The organism is Brevibacterium sp. CFH 10365 (assembly GCF_009299785.1).
Lineage (GTDB): Bacteria > Actinomycetota > Actinomycetes > Actinomycetales > Brevibacteriaceae > Brevibacterium > Brevibacterium limosum.
This window is the reverse complement of record NZ_VIGO01000002.1, coordinates 535,957-551,956: the sequence shown is the minus strand read 5'-3', so window position 1 is coordinate 551,956 and position 16,000 is coordinate 535,957. Positions and strand designations below refer to the sequence as shown.

Below are 16,000 nucleotides of genomic sequence, written 5' to 3'. Positions count from 1 at the left end.
CGTATCCACGAAGTCTCCTCACGGACAATCGCCGACGAAGTCTCAAACTCCCACCGTCAAACATCGATGTGTGTCGATATGTATTCAAGCACCACGTATCGACAAATGTCAATGTCTTGGCATAATAGAGATGTGACGACTGAACAGACTCTCCCGGCCGCAGAGCCGCTCTCGTGCTGCCCGTCGCTGACGATGAGACCTTTGGACCAGGACGACGCGGTGGAATTTGCTCGGCTCCTCAAGGCCGTGGCGGATCCGACCCGATTGCGGCTGGTGTCGCTGGTGGCGGCGAATGCGAGCAACGAGGCGTGCGTATGTGACCTCACCGAACCCGTCGGGTTGGGCCAGCCAACCGTGTCCCATCACTTGAAGATCCTTGTCGATGCTGGGGTACTCGACCGCGAGAAGCGCGGCGTTTGGTCGTACTATTCGATCAAGGCGAGTACTTTGGACAAGCTGGCTGCTTTCCTCTCTCCCGCGTGACCAATCGGGTGACTGGGCGACCGCGAGGTGGTCTTGCCGCGCTGTCTGCCTCGCAGATCACCAGCTGGGGGTTGCTGTACTATTCGCTTCCAGTTGCGGTAACGCCGATCTCCCAGGACACGGGGTGGAGCCCCACAGTGATCACTGCTGCTCTCTCTGCTGGTCTCATCGTCTCAGCTGTGGCAGGCATTCGAGTCGGGCGCATCCTCGATGCCAGCGGTCCGCGAACGGTCATGACGGCGGGTTCGGTCATCGGTGTTGTGGCGTTGTTGCTGGTGGCGTGGTCGCCGTCGCTTCCCGTGTTTTTCACGGCGTGGATCATTGCTGGATTTGCACAGTCCGCGGTTCTTTATCCTCCGGCATTTGCTGTCATCACTCGGTGGTATGGGCCCGATCGAGTCGGGCCGTTGACGACGCTGACATTGGTCGGAGGCCTGGCATCGACGGTGTTCGCGCCCTTGGTGGTCGCCCTCATTGATGGTCTCGGTTGGCGCGGCAGCTACGTGGTGATGGCCGGTGTTCTGGCTGTGGTCACGGTGCCATTGCATGCTCTTTTCCTCAATGGGCGTTGGTCTGATAATGTTTCCTCGCAGTCTGCTGCGGTCTCCAAGGCCGAGGTGAGGCAGGTGACTCGCACACCGAAGTTCATCATCTTGCAAATCGCCATGGCAGTGGCCACGTTCACTTTGTTCGCGGTGACGATCAACATCATTCCGCTGTTTCTTCAACGTGGCATGGGCTATTCACTCGCCGCTGTGGCCCTCGGGCTCATCGGTGCCGGACAGGTCGTGGGCAGGATCGGATACCCCCAGTTCGCACGATCGACCTCGGCACGCACACGCACGGTCACCATCTTTGCTATGGGTGCAGTGAGCCTGTTGACGCTGGCTCTCGTGCCTGGTCCGTCATGGCTGCTGATCGTGGTTGCGATACTTGCCGGTGCTGTGCGGGGCTGTCACACGCTGCTTCAGGCCACAGCGGTCTCGGACAGATGGGGGACGAAAAACTTCGGGACGATCAACGCAGTCTTCACCGCACCGATGACGTTTGTCGGTGCCTTTGCCCCTGTGGCCGGACCCGCTTTAGCAGGTTTGCTGGGCGGATATCCTGCTATGGCAATGGTGATGGCGGTATTGCTCATTGGTGCTGTCGGGCTGACGACTCGATCCTGATGTGAAGTTCCAGGGTTCTCTCGTCCACGGTGTTGCCAGCGGTAGTACTCGATCCGTATTGGTACCGTGGTAGCTACTGTGCTTGAGTGCTTAACACGTGTTTGCTCACGTCCGCGACAGCAGACTTCGCTGTGCGGGCGGCACCGATGATGGTCGCGGAGGCAAACCCCGTCCAATCGCCATACCCCAACAGGTGCAGTCCAGAAGCATCGATGCTTTGAGTCCCCTCTGTGACTGGATGCCCGTTCTTCCAGGTCAATTCGAGCCCATTGAGATGGTTGAGGTGTGGTTTGAAGCCGGTGCACCAGATGATGGCATCACAGCTGTACTCGCTACCGTCGGCCCACGAGACCCCAGCCGAGGTCAATCGCTCGAACATCGGCAAAGCGTTCAGGTCACCACGGTCGCGTGCAGCCCGAACGGGCGGGACCATGACGATATCGCCGAGCCCCGACACACCATCGTGGTCGCGCCCGGCCCGCTGGGCCGCCTCGCGGGCGGTGGCAACATCGAAGAGGACTCGTCCATCGACGTCGTCAGGCATGAACCGTGGTCGGCGCTGCGTCACCCACAGTGTCTGCGCCACGGTCGAGACTTCCGCGACGATCTGAGCGGCGGAGTTCCCACCGCCGACGATGACGACCCGTTGGTCGGTGTAGTCCTCGGGCGAATCGTATTCCACGGTGTGTAGCTGCCGTCCCGTGAAATCCTCACAGCCCGGATAGGCCGGAACATATGGGCGTTGCCATGTTCCGGTGGCGCTGATGACCGCCGTGGTCTCTAGGGTGCCGGTATCGGTATCGACGAACAGTTGCCCCCGGTCCTGGTAGACATTGCTAACGTGGACCGGTCGGTGAACCGGTAGATCGTAGCGGTGTTCGTATCGGGTCAGGTAATCAATGACATGATCGGCGGTGGGAAACGACTCGCCCTTCTGCGCAGGCATCGGCCAGCCCGGCAACGGACTGTACCCGGCCGGTGAAAACAGACGCAACGACTGCCACCCGTGCTGCCAAGCTCCGCCGGCGCCGGCGTGGTCGTCGAGAATGACGAACTCGAGACCCGTCCTGCGAAGAAAGTATCCTGCTGCGAGACCCGCCTGCCCACCGCCGATGACCACGACATCAGTCACCCGATGCACTCAATCTTGACCAAGTAGGTCAGCCACAAGCGCCTCGATGCGGGTCTTGATATCGTCGCGGATCGGGCGAACCGCTTCGATGCCCTGGCCTGCTGGGTCATCGAGTTCCCAGTCCTCGTAGCGCTTTCCCGGGAAGAAGGGGCATGCGTCGCCACAGCCCATGGTGATGACCACATCTGAGTCCTGCACAGCCTCGTCTGTGAGAACTTTCGGCTGCTCGGCGGTGATGTCGATGCCGACTTCGCTCATCGCCTCGACAGCGATTGGATTGATGTGTTCGGCCGGGACCGATCCAGCCGAGCGGACTTCGATGCGGTTGCCCGCAAAATGGCGCAGATAGCCGGCAGCCATCTGCGAACGGCCAGCGTTGTGGACGCACACGAACAAGACAGAGGGTTTCTGGTCAGCCATAGGGGTGGTCTCTCTTTCGATCAGTTAGTGAGGGAATCAAGTAGGGCCTGGACGCGGGTAGCAAGGTCGTCGCGGATGAGTGCCACGCCCTCGGGGGAGGCCAATGCCGGGTCGGCGACTGACCAATCTTCGTAGCGCAGGCCGGGCACGATGGGGCAGACGTCACCACAACCCATCGTGATCACGACATCAGCCGCACGGATCGCGTCATCGGTCAGTGGCTTCGGGAACAATTCCTCGACGTTCTCCCCGTCGATGTCGCTGATGAGTTCGGCAACATGCGAGTTGAGTCCTGCCGCCGGAGTCGAACCAGCGGATCGGGCGATTACGCGGCCCCCTGAGAGTTGGCGTGTCAGGGCCGCGGCGAGTTGGGATCGGCCGGCATTGGCGACACAGATGAAGAGCACCTGCGGAGGCGCGCTGGCTCTGTCCCGGGTGATGTCAGCCAAGCGTTGCTTCGCGAAGCGCTCGGTCAAGGGGACGAGGTAGCGAGTGATTTTCGCCGATCGAGCCAGCGCCGTGTAGGAATCGCGCACGATGCCGGTGACAGTCTCTGGCGACACACCAGCTGACGCTGCCGATAGGTCTGTGATCAAACGGTTGATGTGGGCATCCATGTCGAAGGCACTGACAGCCACTGTCGCCTCAGGCTGCGGGTTTGGTGCGATGACGGTAGGGGCAAAACCTTCCAGTAGAGCGCTCACAGCGGCCTGGCGTCCGGCTGCGATGCGATACCAGACCCAGGTGCCGCGACGTTGAGACTCGAGCAGCCCCACTGTCTTCAGTACTTTCAAGTGATGAGAGACAGTGGGCTGGGAAACGTCGGCCAGCTCTGCAAGATCGCAGACACATGACTCTCCACGAGGGTCGGTACAGATCGCTGAGAGCATCCGTAACCGCAGAGGGTCAGCGAGTGCTTTGAGTGTTCCGGCAAGCGTCGTCGCGACGTCGACAGCAATGGCGTGGGATGGATCTGGGGCACACGTTTCATCGTCAGTGGGGATCATAGTGGTTTCAGTCATGACGATTTCGCCTCCACAGCGTAGGGGTCAGTGCGGAACCATGCTTTCGCGGCCCAGAGCGAAACATAGACGAGTCCGACCAGAACCGGAACCTCGATGAGAGGGCCAACGACCCCAGCCAGGGCCTGTCCACTGGTAGCACCGAAAGTTCCGATGGCGACGGCAATGGCGAGTTCGAAGTTGTTGCCTGCTGCGGTGAAGGCCAGTGTTGTGGATCGAGCGTAGCCAAGACCGAGGCTCTTGCCGAGCAGGAGCCCGGCGAACCACATCAGCGAGAAGTAGACCAGCAATGGCAGTGCGATTCGAACGACGTCCAAGGGCTGGCTGGTGATCTGTTCGCCCTGGAGTGCGAAGAGTAAAACGATTGTGAACAGGAGACCGTAGAGCGCCCACGGTCCTACACGGGGAATGAACTTCTCCTCATACCACTGACGGCCGCGACGTCTCTCACCGATCCATCGGGAGGCGAATCCGGCGATCAGTGGGACGCCGAGGAAGACGAGCACGTTGAGAGCGATCTGGCCCATTGACACTTCCAGGCCTTGAGTATCAAGTCCCAACCAAGTGGGTAGGACGGTGAGGTAGAACCAGCCGAGGACTGAGAACATGACGACCTGGAAGACTGAGTTGATCGCGACCAATACGGCCGTTGCTTCTCGGTCACCGCAGGCGAGGTCGTTCCAGATCACGACCATGGCAATACATCGGGCCAGGCCAACGATGATCAATCCCGTGCGGTATTCGGGGAGGTCTGGCAGGAACGTCCAGGCCAGAGCGAACATGACTGCGGGTCCTGCGAGCCAATTGAGGACCAAGGACGAGATCAGCAGTTTCTTATCGCCGGTGACGGCGGCGACCTTGTCATAACGGACTTTAGCGAGGACGGGGTACATCATGACCAGCAAGCCGAGGGCGATGGGTACTGAGATGCCGCCGATTTCCAAATGTGAAAGAAGCTCGGAGACCCCGGGGATCAGGCGGCCGAGGAGGAGGCCTGCGATCATGGCCAGGCCAATCCAGGCCGGCAGCCACTTGTCTAATGTCGACAGGCGTGCAGGTGTCGTCTGTTGTGTGGTGGTATCTGCAGTCATGCCAGGAGCTCCTCGATCTTGTTCACGATGTCAGGGCGCGGGTGTGCACCGATGAGGACGTCGCGTCGTTGGCCGTTACGGTAAAAGCCGAGCGTAGGAATGGATGTCACTCCAGCCGCTGTGACCGCTTCGGGATTGGTATCAGCGTCGATCTTGACGACCTTGACTCGTCCTTCGTATTCGTCAGAGAGCTGGTCGAGTATCGGTGCGATCTGCTTGCACGGTCCACACCAAGTCGCCCAGATGTCGACGACCACGGGAATGTCGGAATCGATGACCTCGGTTGTGAATGTGGCGTCTGTGACAGTCGTCGTACTCATGCTGGGACCTCCAACAGTGTTTCGGTGTGGGATATGTCGGGTGTGGCAGAGAGGAAGTGTTGGGCATCTATGGCTGCTGAGCAGCCTGTGCCAGCAGCGGTGATCGCTTGCCGGTACCGGCTATCGACGAGATCACCGGCGGCAAACACTCCGTCTTGGTTCGTGGCTGTCGACGGGTGAGTGACCTGTACGTATCCATCGGAGTTCAGGACGACCTGTCCGGTCAGGAGCTCTGAGCGCGGATCATGGCCGATCGCTACAAATACCCCCGACACCGGCAGGGTCCGTTCGGCCCCGGATACGGTATCGCGCAATCGCAGCCCCTCGACTTGAGTTTGACCGATGATCTCGGAGACCTCGCTGTTCCAGGCGACCTCGATCTTCTCGTTGGCCATGACTCGGTCGGCCATGACCTTCGAAGCGCGAAACTCCTCGCGCCGATGCACGATTGTCACCTTGGAGGCGAAACGAGTCAGAAACAGCGCCTCTTCCATGGCAGAGTCGCCACCGCCGATGACGGCGATCTCTTGTTGTCGGAAGAAGAAGCCGTCGCAGGTTGCGCACCAGGACAGGCCGTGGCCGCTCAATCGATCCTCTTCGGGCAGGCCGAGCTTGCGGTAGGCCGATCCTGTAGCAAGGATGACCGCGCGGGCGTGGAATGTTTCACCCAGGCCGGTTTCGACGGTCTTGACGTCACCAGTCAGATCGAGACGGATGGCGTCATCAAAGATGATGCGTGCACCGAACCGTTCGGCCTGCGCACGCATTGCCTCCATCAGTTCCGGGCCCTGGATTCCATCGATGAAGCCAGGGAAGTTCTCTACTTCGGTCGTGGTCATCAGTGATCCGCCAGCGGTGACGGAACCAGCGAGGACCACCGGAGACAAACCGGCCCGGGCTGCGTAAACAGCGGCGGTATAGCCGGCAGGGCCAGACCCGACAATCACTAACTCTTGAATCGACATGCTTCTATATTGACATAGATCAATATAGAGCGCAACTGCTAGATCTTCCACCAACTCTCATACCCTTTGCCAATGCACTGGCTCATCTTCAGCGCCAATGCCTACCGAGGGAGTGCCTCATGTGCGGGGACTGCTTCAGAAAATGCCGCGTGACAGGTTGAGCAACAGATCTCCCGCCCGTCCGGCAGCAGCCTCGAGGGGGCGCCGGTACCATTTCGATGAATTCGCACTTCTTCGCAGATCGTTGCGTGTTCTAGACACAGGCCGACACCGCAATGGACACACACCGCGACTGCCCTCGCCGTGATTTGCTCGCTGCTCGCGTGCTCCCAGCAATTCATAGTCATCCTCCCTGATTTGAGAACTATCGATATAGAGCCTAATTGGCGCATCGATAACCGTCAATGTAGAGCGCTGATGCGACTGAGCCATCCGGTTCGCTAGTGCCGCGGAGGCGGCCGCTCGCACAATTGCATTCTCGGCGGTGGCACTGCGGGAAGTTTGAGATCTCAGCCTAAGCGGCTCGGGTTTGAAGCCCCCGCATCCGGCAAGGTTGCTGCCAGAATGTGAGCGGAACACGGTAGCTGTCTGAAGCTGGCCCTAGGAAAGTGCGTGCAGTCGACATCTGAAAGATGTGCAGCCGCCTTCTGAATCTGACATCTGCGATGTTGCACAAACGTGTTCCACAAGTGAAGACGAACCTCTGACGGGAATTGACACATGATCCGTGCGAACCAGCACGCGAGGATCATGTCCCGTCCTGATCTGGCTCCCAAATAGGAGAGAAACTAACCAAAGCTCTGCTTCAGCCGAGCGCAAAGTCATCAGTGCGATATGTGATGAGCCCCTGCATTGATGTGTGCAAATGTCGAATGTAAGTTCCAAAACATCTTGGCAGGCAGGGGCGTTCCAAGGGCGGATGCTTCCAGGAAAGTTAGATGCACGAGCCAGCCATCGCGATACGAGGCAAGAAGTTTCGAGAGTCCGGAGTGAGTCAATGTCAACTTCGTTTGACCGTCAAATGAAGACAAGCTCCACGAGACTTTGGTGGCTGGCTCATCCGGAAACTTCCAGGTGTAGCTCAGGGTGCGCTCGACTTCATAATCGACAACTGATGAGGTGCAGTGATAGCCGTCGCCGTGGTCCACAATGAAGGAGGCTCCTGATGCCACCGCTCCATGCACGAGTTCGCCGAGCCATTGTTTAAGGTAGGACGATTCAGTCAGCTGCCCCCAAACACGCGAGGTTGAAGCATAGACCGACCATTCTAGGCGCAGGAACGATTCATCTGTCTGAAGCAAAGTGAGTGGCATAAATCTACACTACATTTACTTATCATCGCCGTGGGGACAAAATCGATCTCGTAAGTCAATCAACCTGAAGGTAGGAAATGAGAGTCATCTCGCACGCTTTCACCATGGTACCGACGAACGACATCAATGGATCCGTTGCGGTTCATGTTGCGGCAGGGCTCACAGTGCTTTGGCACCCCGACTCTCAAACAACCCTGTTGGGCGCAGATCAGCGTGCGTGCGTCATGGTGGAGGACGATTCCACGGAGCGTGACCTCGGACCCGGCCCAGTCCTATTGGTTGACGACCTATCGACTTACCGCATCGACAATGAAGCACGTTGGGCCATCCCAGTCATGAACGTGCCCGTCGGGAAATATGCTGCAATTTCTCACGCCGGGACCATTCTCCGGTATCTCGATCTAACAACGTGTGAAGATCGCGTACGAACCTGGTTTGATAACTAACAGAACCTATAGGTCAAGTCTACGAAGAAGTCGCTTTCAGCACATCTACCCGCTCCCAGCAAGTACGTACTGCCCTCCGCGCTGCACTGACTTCGCGATTCGTGCATAGGAGACACACCCTAGTTTGCAATGGTCTGTGGACATCGCTGATGTCGCCAACCTATGGTACATCTGAACCCATGAGTTCGTCTCACCCCAGTTCCCGCAGGCTCGGTTATGGTCGCGTCTCCACTGTCGGTCAGAACCTTGAGCGGCAGCTCGACTCCCTCAAACGGGCCGGATGCTCACGAATCTTTTCCGATACCGGCTCGGGGGCAAAGGCGGATCGTCCAGGGATCACGGCCCTGCGTGACCACGTGCGCCCGGGTGACACCGTATTGGTCACATCCCTCGACCGCCTTGGACGCTCAATGTCGGGCATTCTCAGCCTCATCCACGAATTCGCCGAGGAAGACGTCTCCGTAGAGACTCTGGACGGTTTATCCACCGACCGCCGCAAACCGGGGGGCAAGATCCTACTCGCCGTCACAGCGGCTATGGCAGAGGTCGAACGCGACCTCATCATCGAGCGCACCAACGCTGGTTTGAAGTCCGCGCGCGCCCGAGGACGTATCGGTGGTCGCAAGCCACGACTGACGCCGTCGCAGGAACAGGCGGTTCTTTCCGTTGTCGACGGCGGACAGCAGAGCCTGACAGCCATAGCCGATGACTTCAACATCTCCAGGTCAACGCTCTACAGGATCCTCACGCGGCACCGGAACAAGCCAGGCCCCGGTCCTGCTGTAGGTGGACCGGGGCCTGACTGACGCTGTGACTCAGTGCAGTTCTCACGTGCCCGGATACATGGCGTTTCCTTCTCCGTCCGACGTTGCCGTCAGTAGCTTGACCTTGCTGGTCTGGTCGACGTCTTCAGGATTGACCTCGACCATCTGAATTCCCCACAACCGCTCATTTGAGCTGTAGTCTCCACTCCGCGAGTTTGCCTGAACGACGTCGCCGACGCCAACAACCTGCCACCACGTGTCGCCCGGCAAGATCAGTTCGTTCTCGCCCATCAGGTGTGACTCAACGACAGGTTCAGATCGCTCGGACAGGAACAGGCCCCGCTTCGGCGAGAGCTCGAGACGCAGACCGTTTTCCTCCACGTGATCATTGAGCCACCGCGGTTCCCCACCGAGGCTTCCAAACCACCAAATCTTGGTCGTAGCCGATCGTGCGTGCTCATACCGCACAATGTCCCCGACTTGCAGCGACTGGTGCTGCTCGAACGACCACTGCGCCCATTGATCCCACAGTCCTTGGCGGACAAATTCAGAAGAGACCCCATAAGGCCGCATCTCCTGGTGGTAGACCACGATCCCGTCCTCAATCTCCAAATTTACTTCGGGGTCGTCGAAGACGTCCTGGATCTCGGGTGGACGCTGGTGATGCTTGTACGCATGTATCACCGACTTATATCGTTCAATGACTGCCTCATTCGCGATCTCCTGCCGTCCCAACTTCTCCACCGCATCAGCACTCACCAGTCGCCGTTGCGTCACTGGAGCAAAAGGGCTCGGAGTCGGAGACTTCCTCTCCTGAATCTTCCGCGCCTGAGAATCCACCCAGTTCTCGAACGAGTACACAGGCATCATCGGCCCGTCCTCGCGCGGCACGAGTGAGATCTCATCGAATTGCATTGCTGGATACTGCTCAATCATGGTCTTGGCCAACCACCCGTCCGGTGGCAACCTCCACCCTCGAGCACCCCTCTGTGCGCGCCACTGTGAAACAAAGGGGGCGACTAACTGCGTAGCCCCATAGAGGCGAATTTCGTTCAGTTCTCGATAGGCATGTCGTTTGCTTCGGGTTGGCAGCTCCCCATCCCAGATGGTTTCGAGCTTCGACACCCGTGGCTGACTATCCGTCCACCAACTGTTGAAGTCCATGTCATGCGTCGTCAATGGGTCGAAGTGCTCTTCTCGTGCCAGCCACTCCGACAGGCGACTCTTTGTTGCCCACTCGTGATACCGACACCGCGTGCTCTCCGTAGTCCTTGTACACTGCTCCACCAGACAAATTCGGCCATCCATGCGTGCATTTCTCACGTCGTCAATCCTTTCACTCTGACTTGTCAGCGATCGTACTGGTGACCCATGACACGATTTTTTTTCAACCTCACGAGCGTTTCACTCAACGCTGGGCACAGCAGTCGCCGGCTGTGTCGAAGGCGGAGCATATAAGTCCGGTGATACTGGTTCACCTGGGGACCGTGCCGCCTGGGCCTCGACGCTCTTGAGGTTCTCCTGGAGCTGCTTGATCTTGCCGTGAGCATCGATCAATCGTGCTTCGTGGACCTTCAGATCGTCCTCGTGTGCTGAGCTTTCCGCCGTTTCGACAGCGGCCGAGAACGCTTCCAATCCGGTCGAGCACATTGTGGCCACCCGTTCCAGCTCATACCGGTAAACACTCAACGCAGGAGAGAGCTTGTGCTTATCCGTGGCCTCACAACGCACGCGCTCCACCGCCGCTGCTGTTCTTTCCTCGATCTGACTCGTGATCTTCTTCGCCTCGTCGCCGAGTCTCTGCGACCGTTCCATCCGTGCACTCTGAGCGGTCGCGGCTGCTTCGGACTCTGTCTCGTTCGTCGCCGTCTCAGACACGCTCGACAGTCGATGCCCTGTCTCTGTGTACTTGACCGTCTCCGGTTCGCTCACGGTCACGCCTGACCTCGTCGGAGTCACCGCGACCGACGTCACCGAATATCCGGCCTCGGTCCCGTCTCCATTCGCCTCTGGTCCCGACTCCCGCTTCTTGCGCTCCTCAGCCTCCTGCATCTCCTTGATCTTCGCGTCGATATCAGCCAGTTTCGCCTCCGCCTCGGCCAGCTCGTCGGCATGTTTGAACGGCTTACCCAACTGCTCACCCACGGCCTCCAGCGTCTGCTCGGCCTCGTTCTGGTTCGCCACCAGCCGATCTCTGACCTTGTCCAGGCCAGTGACCTTGTTCTCCAGTAGTTGCGCGACATTCCGCGGCGCTGAACTCTGCGGATCCAGCACGGCGTCGAAGTCGATCTCCACCTGCACTGATTCAGGCAACGCCCCGGTGTCTTCCAACGTCAGAAGGACTCGTCGACCCGTGGCGTAATCGTGTCGGAAGTCGACGTTGACGAAGAACCCACCAATCTCAATACGGTTGCCCTCCCCATTGATCAAACCGCCACCGGGCCGAGTGAATCCCTTGATGTGCGAGTAGATCGCCTCCGACGCATCCCCACGATTGTCGTACTCGACACCGGCGACCCGTGCTCGGAAACGATCACCCTGGGTGTCGATTCGCCGTGTCAGTGCCTCTTCGACGGCAGGCAGGATGCGCTTGATCTGCCCGAGCCGCTGCTCAGCCGAACTGCGGCGGAACTTCAACGCCGCCTGCGCCTTGTCATGACCGCGTGCACGCCGCGACAGCTTCTGCACCGTCACATCGACTTCGGTACGTTCGACGAGCAACGGGTTTCCGGAGGATCCAGCCATCATCTGCTGCGCATCCAGCGCCAGGTCGCCGGGATCATCGAGCTCTCTGACATCGAGCCGGCCCCGCATCACCTGAGCGATCGCGGTGGCCTTTCGCCCGATGATGTCCCAGGACGTGCTGTCGAACGTGTTCTCCGTCGCGTACCGGTAGATCTGGACTTCACTGTTCTCGTTGCCCTGCCGCAGGATCCGTCCCTCACGCTGTTCAAGCTGGTCGGGTCGCCACGGACAATCAACATGGTGCATCGCCACAGCACGATTTTGGATATTGGCTCCGGTGCCCATTTTCTGGCTGGATCCTATGAGCACGTCGATCCGGCCCTCGCGTGCATCCCGGAACAGATTCGCCCGCTTCTCATCGTCCTTGGCCTCGTGGATGAACCGGATCCGCGACCGGTCCATCCCGTGCTTGGCCACCAGATCGGACTTCATCTGGTCATAGGCATTCCACTCACCATCAGTCGGCGTCGACAAGTCACAGAACACCAACTGCAGCCCACCCTTGTTCTCGGAGACATCAGTTGTGCCGGGAACCAGGTATTCGTTGTCGCGGTTCTCTCGCCAAATCGACGCGATTCGGCGAGTGACGTAGTTGAGCTTCACATCACCGCTGAACTCGAGGCCGACCATGCGAGGGTCCAATGCCACCTGTCTGCCGTCGTTGTACACGGTCAGGTGGTTGTCCTCGCCTTTCTCTGGTCGACCCGACAGCTTATCCAAGCGTTCTTCGAGGTACTCCATGTACTGTGCGTGAGCCTCGGTGCGAGGGATGACGACCATCTCGGGACGGCGGTCACCATTGGAGTTGACCACCTGTTCGGGCACCGGCAGGTTCAGATCCTCGGCACGCTTCACATCGGCGAACTGCTGCCATGACGCCAGCATTTCGGGGACGTTCTTGAACTTCGCGAACCGAGTCCGCTGCTTCAACCGACCCGCCGCGTCACGTTCGACTCGAGTCACCGTCTCACCGAACGTTGACCCCCACTGGTCGAAAGCGCGCACTCCGGCCTCTTCCAGCAGATCAGGACGCAGATACCGTGTCATCACGTGGGCTTCGCTGATGCTGTTGGCAATCGGGGTGCCCGTGGCCATCGTGACCACCCGCTCACCATAGGTGTCCCGCAGGTAGCTGATCTTCAGCTCCATGTCGGTGGCCTTCTCGGATCCTTCGATGAAAGCACCGGCAATCGAGGTCGGCGTGTGCAGATTCTTGAACTCGTGAGCCTCATCAACTGTCAGGTAGTCAATCCCCGTGGCCTCGAACGTCAGGTTCGTCTCGTCAGCGGCGGCGAGAATCTTCTCCAACCGTGCTTCCTGCTTCTTCTTCGCGTTCTCGATCTGCTTGACCGTGCGGTTCGTTTCGCTCTCCGTCGACGCTTCCATGGCCGCTTTGGCTTCGTCGAGCTCGGCGGTGATGTCACGGAAATAGCTCTTCGCGGTCTCCGGTTTCACGCCCAGCATCTTGAACGACGAGTGCGTCATGATGATGCCGTCCCAGTCGCCGGTAGCCGCCTTGGCCATGAATTCCCGGCGCCCAGCCAGACTGCCTTTCTTCACTGCCAGATCATCACTTCCGGCAGCAAGCAGCCGCGCGTTGGGGTACATCTCCTGCCACTCGCGAGTGAACTGTTCAAGCATGTGGCCGGGAACCAGCACGGCAGGCTTGGTGACCAGACCGCGCCGTTTCAGCTCCATCATCCCCATCACAGCGGCCCCGGTCTTGCCCGCACCCACGACATGGAACAACCCCACTGCCGGTTCGGCGATCATCCTCGCCACCGCCGTGCGCTGATGCGGTTTCGGTACCCAATCATCGACCAGGCCGGGGAACGTCAGTCGCTCGGCCTCTGGTGTGTAATCACGGGGCACGAGTGAGTTGAAGCGGCGGTTGTAATCGGCACTGAGTCGTTCGGCACGCGCAGGATCGGCAAACACCCAGTCCTCGAACCGTTCGGCGATTTCCTCGGCTTTCGCTCGTGCCGCCTCGGTCTCGGTCGGGTTGAGGACACGGGTCTTATCCTCCATCGTGTCCATGACCTGGATCTCCGCACCGGTGAGCAGGTGGCGGTAGATGTCATAGACGGGCATTCTCGATGTGCCCCACTCCGTGGTGGCCTGCACCGACTGGCGTGCACCGGCATATCCGAACTTCACATCCCAATAGCCTGCGCCGGCCTTATGCACGGTCGCCCACCAGTCCCCGGCGATCTCTTGCAAGAACGCCTCATGATCGGACGCCGGAATCCACACCGCCCCGATAGTCGGGGTGATGTCCTCAATGGGAATATCCTCCGGGATCACCGACTTCAGTGCCTCGGCATTGACCGTGTACCGGTCATCGTTGACCGCAGCCGCCTCGGCCTCAGCCAGTTTCCTGCGCACGTTGCCGGACAGGTATTCCGCCCGTGTTGCCAGGTCTCCGCTGGTCGGATCGTCGAACACGAGATCGCCGAGCTCTTCGCGAGCGGTCGCTTCGTCTGTGCCCAGCAGATTCGCGATCCGCCCGATCTCGGCCTTGCCCTTGGCGTCCAGGCACAACCCGAGGGCTTCTTCTGCCGTGTCCGCTCCCAACAGGGGCCGGTTCTGCTCGACGGTGCGCTGGTGCAGAATGTCTGCCGCGACGGCCTCCCCGGTCTCGTCGTTGTAGGTCTCCAAGGCTTTCGTCAGTGACCACAACGGATCATCGCGCATGACCTGTGCCGGTTTCGGGTCCTGCCGCACCTGCACCCGGACCTTTTCTTTCTCCCCGGTGTCGTCGTTGTCAACCGTCACCGTCTGCCACTTCGTTCCGTGCCGATTGATCGGACCGAACTTCGCGACGTGCTTTTCCCACACGGCCCGTGTGTCTTCGCGCAGTGCGACCAGTTCCTCGGTATCGACCGGAGTGGCCACCTGTCCCTCGATGAGGGCACCGGCACGGTCTCGAAGATCCATGAGTGACCGAACCTCGGCCATGGCATTCTTCGGCACCTTCACGTCCACGTTCTCGCCGTCGACGACGCGCACGAAATGACCTGGTTCTGTTTCGACGATCGTTCCCGGCCACTGGCCCTCAGCCAGTTCGACGGGAGTCTCACGCTCACGCTCGGCCAGCATCTCCGCCGTGGGAGCCACATACCCGCGACCGCGTTCGTTGGCCGCATCGACGATAGCGGTCAGCCGCTGCCGCAGCAGCTCCGGTACCTGCTCCAGGCTTTCGGCACGCACGTTGATCTGCGATTCCCGGAACGTGCTCGCCTCCAGCTCGCCCAGAATGTTCTCTGGGTGGTCATGGAAATACCGATTCATCAAGGGCCGTGCACCGGCCTCACCGAGGTCCGTCGGCTGCGTCTTCACCCACCGCAGAGTCTCCGGTGTGGGATCTTCACCGGGCAGGCGTTTGCGGAACACGAGCACATCGGTGACCACTTCGGTGCCCGCGGTACGGCGATGTGCCCCAGTCGGCAATCGCACCGCGCCCAGGAAGTCGGCCTCGCGGCCGATCTCTGCCCTGACCGCCGGATTCTTCGCATCCATGGTGTAGGCCGACGTCATCATCACCGCAACACCACCGTCGTGGAGGCCCCCGACGGCTTTGCGGATGAAGTGATTGTGAATGGAGAATCGTTCACCCGGATTCCACGATGGGTCGAAGACGGGAAAGTTGCCGAACGGGACGTTGGCAATCGCGGCATCGAACTGGTTTGGCCGAATCAGGGTCTTGCCGAACGATTCATTGCGCACATCGGCGTGCGGATACAGATACGATGCGATCTGCGCTGACAGTGGGTCGAGTTCAACTCCGACCATGTTCATTGACTCTGGTGCCGAGCCGATGAAGTTACCGGATCCACACCCTGGTTCGAGGACGCGGCCCTCGGTGACTCCCAGACGCTCCAGCGATGACCACATTTCGGCCACGATGGCAGGGGAGGTGAAGTGAGCGTTGAGCGTCGTTGCCCGTGCCGCTTCCCACTCGTCGTCGGTCAGTACATGCCGCAGCTGGTCACGTTCGCTCGACCAGTTCTCTTTCGCTTCGTCGAAGACATCGGCCACGGCACCCCACGATGACCACCCGGCCAGGACTTCCTGGTCCTGACCGGTCACCGTCCGACCGGACTCGGTCAACTCACGGACACGCTCAA

The 16,000-nt window shown here is 59.7% G+C and carries 13 protein-coding genes; 3 read left to right on the top strand and 10 right to left on the bottom strand.

Going from position 1 to position 16,000, the window contains the following annotated elements; all coding sequences use genetic code 11:
• Positions 1–132: 132 nt before the first annotated feature.
• A complete protein-coding gene (locus FHG09_RS06000) occupies positions 133–483 on the top strand; it encodes an ArsR/SmtB family transcription factor (RefSeq protein WP_413773142.1) in 351 nt (116 codons plus the stop codon).
• On the top strand, positions 480–1,655 hold the full coding sequence (locus FHG09_RS05995) for an MFS transporter (RefSeq protein ID WP_319803246.1): 1,176 nt from the start codon (positions 480–482) through the stop codon (positions 1,653–1,655). Before FHG09_RS06000 ends, FHG09_RS05995 begins: the two co-directional genes overlap by 4 nt.
• Positions 1,656–1,728: 73 nt before the next feature.
• On the opposite strand, the gene FHG09_RS05990 is transcribed toward FHG09_RS05995, so the two are convergent.
• The 8 genes from FHG09_RS05990 to FHG09_RS05955 all read right to left on the bottom strand — a co-directional run bounded on the left by FHG09_RS05990 (position 1,729) and on the right by FHG09_RS05955 (position 7,918).
• A complete protein-coding gene (locus FHG09_RS05990) occupies positions 1,729–2,787 on the bottom strand; it encodes an ArsO family NAD(P)H-dependent flavin-containing monooxygenase (protein ID WP_227492563.1) in 1,059 nt (352 codons plus the stop codon).
• 9 nt (positions 2,788–2,796) lie between these two features.
• Positions 2,797–3,207 carry an arsenate reductase ArsC gene (locus tag FHG09_RS05985; protein ID WP_009885354.1) on the bottom strand — a complete coding sequence of 137 codons (411 nt, stop codon included), beginning with the start codon at positions 3,205–3,207 and terminating at the stop codon, positions 2,797–2,799.
• A 20-nt stretch (positions 3,208–3,227) separates the two neighbouring features.
• Positions 3,228–4,229, bottom strand: a complete 1,002-nt coding sequence (locus tag FHG09_RS05980) for a metalloregulator ArsR/SmtB family transcription factor (protein WP_029417800.1) — start codon at positions 4,227–4,229, stop codon at positions 3,228–3,230.
• Complete coding sequence (gene arsB / locus FHG09_RS05975; RefSeq protein WP_009885352.1) at positions 4,226–5,320, bottom strand: ACR3 family arsenite efflux transporter; 1,095 nt, start codon at positions 5,318–5,320, stop codon at positions 4,226–4,228. The genes FHG09_RS05980 and arsB overlap by 4 nt, the downstream gene beginning before the upstream one ends.
• Positions 5,317–5,640 (bottom strand): thioredoxin, encoded by a 324-nt coding sequence (trxA, locus tag FHG09_RS05970; RefSeq protein ID WP_009885351.1) that lies wholly within the window; start codon positions 5,638–5,640, stop codon positions 5,317–5,319. Before trxA ends, arsB begins: the two co-directional genes overlap by 4 nt.
• Positions 5,637–6,605, bottom strand: coding sequence for a thioredoxin-disulfide reductase (trxB, locus tag FHG09_RS05965; protein ID WP_152346747.1), 969 nt, complete (start codon positions 6,603–6,605; stop codon positions 5,637–5,639). Before trxB ends, trxA begins: the two co-directional genes overlap by 4 nt.
• Before the next feature lie 101 nt (positions 6,606–6,706).
• Positions 6,707–6,946: a DUF2180 family protein gene (locus FHG09_RS20340; protein WP_165770810.1), complete on the bottom strand. Its 240-nt coding sequence runs from the start codon at positions 6,944–6,946 to the stop codon at positions 6,707–6,709.
• Between the two features lie 483 nt (positions 6,947–7,429).
• Positions 7,430–7,918: an SRPBCC domain-containing protein gene (locus FHG09_RS05955; RefSeq protein WP_152346746.1), complete on the bottom strand. Its 489-nt coding sequence runs from the start codon at positions 7,916–7,918 to the stop codon at positions 7,430–7,432.
• A 595-nt stretch (positions 7,919–8,513) separates the two neighbouring features.
• Between FHG09_RS05955 and FHG09_RS05950 the strand changes: the two genes are divergently transcribed.
• On the top strand, positions 8,514–9,170 hold the full coding sequence (locus FHG09_RS05950; protein ID WP_152346745.1) for a recombinase family protein: 657 nt from the start codon (positions 8,514–8,516) through the stop codon (positions 9,168–9,170).
• Positions 9,171–9,191: 21 nt separating this feature from the next.
• Here the strand turns inward: FHG09_RS05950 and FHG09_RS05945 are convergent, their stop codons facing one another.
• Together FHG09_RS05945 and FHG09_RS05940 are read right to left on the bottom strand one after the other, a co-directional pair.
• Positions 9,192–10,076 (bottom strand): hypothetical protein, encoded by an 885-nt coding sequence (locus FHG09_RS05945; RefSeq protein ID WP_152346744.1) that lies wholly within the window; start codon positions 10,074–10,076, stop codon positions 9,192–9,194.
• Positions 10,077–10,532: 456 nt separating this feature from the next.
• The gene (locus FHG09_RS05940) at positions 10,533–15,983 is read right to left on the bottom strand and encodes a helicase-related protein (protein ID WP_193627292.1); all 5,451 of its coding nucleotides are present in this window, start codon (positions 15,981–15,983) and stop codon (positions 10,533–10,535) included.
• Between the last annotated feature and the right edge of the window lie 17 nt (positions 15,984–16,000).

What these genes read in the sequence shown, in the direction of transcription:
- arsB (WP_009885352.1), bottom strand. Translation starts at nt 5,320, where the DNA reads ATGACTGCAGATACCACCACACAACAGACGACACCTGCACGCCTGTCG.
- FHG09_RS05985 (WP_009885354.1), bottom strand. Translation starts at nt 3,207, where the DNA reads ATGGCTGACCAGAAACCCTCTGTCTTGTTCGTGTGCGTCCACAACGCT.
- FHG09_RS05980 (WP_029417800.1), bottom strand. Translation starts at nt 4,229, where the DNA reads ATGACTGAAACCACTATGATCCCCACTGACGATGAAACGTGTGCCCCA.
- FHG09_RS20340 (WP_165770810.1), bottom strand. Translation starts at nt 6,946, where the DNA reads ATGAATTGCTGGGAGCACGCGAGCAGCGAGCAAATCACGGCGAGGGCA.
- trxA (WP_009885351.1), bottom strand. Translation starts at nt 5,640, where the DNA reads ATGAGTACGACGACTGTCACAGACGCCACATTCACAACCGAGGTCATC.
- trxB (WP_152346747.1), bottom strand. Translation starts at nt 6,605, where the DNA reads ATGTCGATTCAAGAGTTAGTGATTGTCGGGTCTGGCCCTGCCGGCTAT.
- FHG09_RS05955 (WP_152346746.1), bottom strand. Translation starts at nt 7,918, where the DNA reads ATGCCACTCACTTTGCTTCAGACAGATGAATCGTTCCTGCGCCTAGAA.
- FHG09_RS05950 (WP_152346745.1), top strand. Translation starts at nt 8,514, where the DNA reads ATGTCGCCAACCTATGGTACATCTGAACCCATGAGTTCGTCTCACCCC.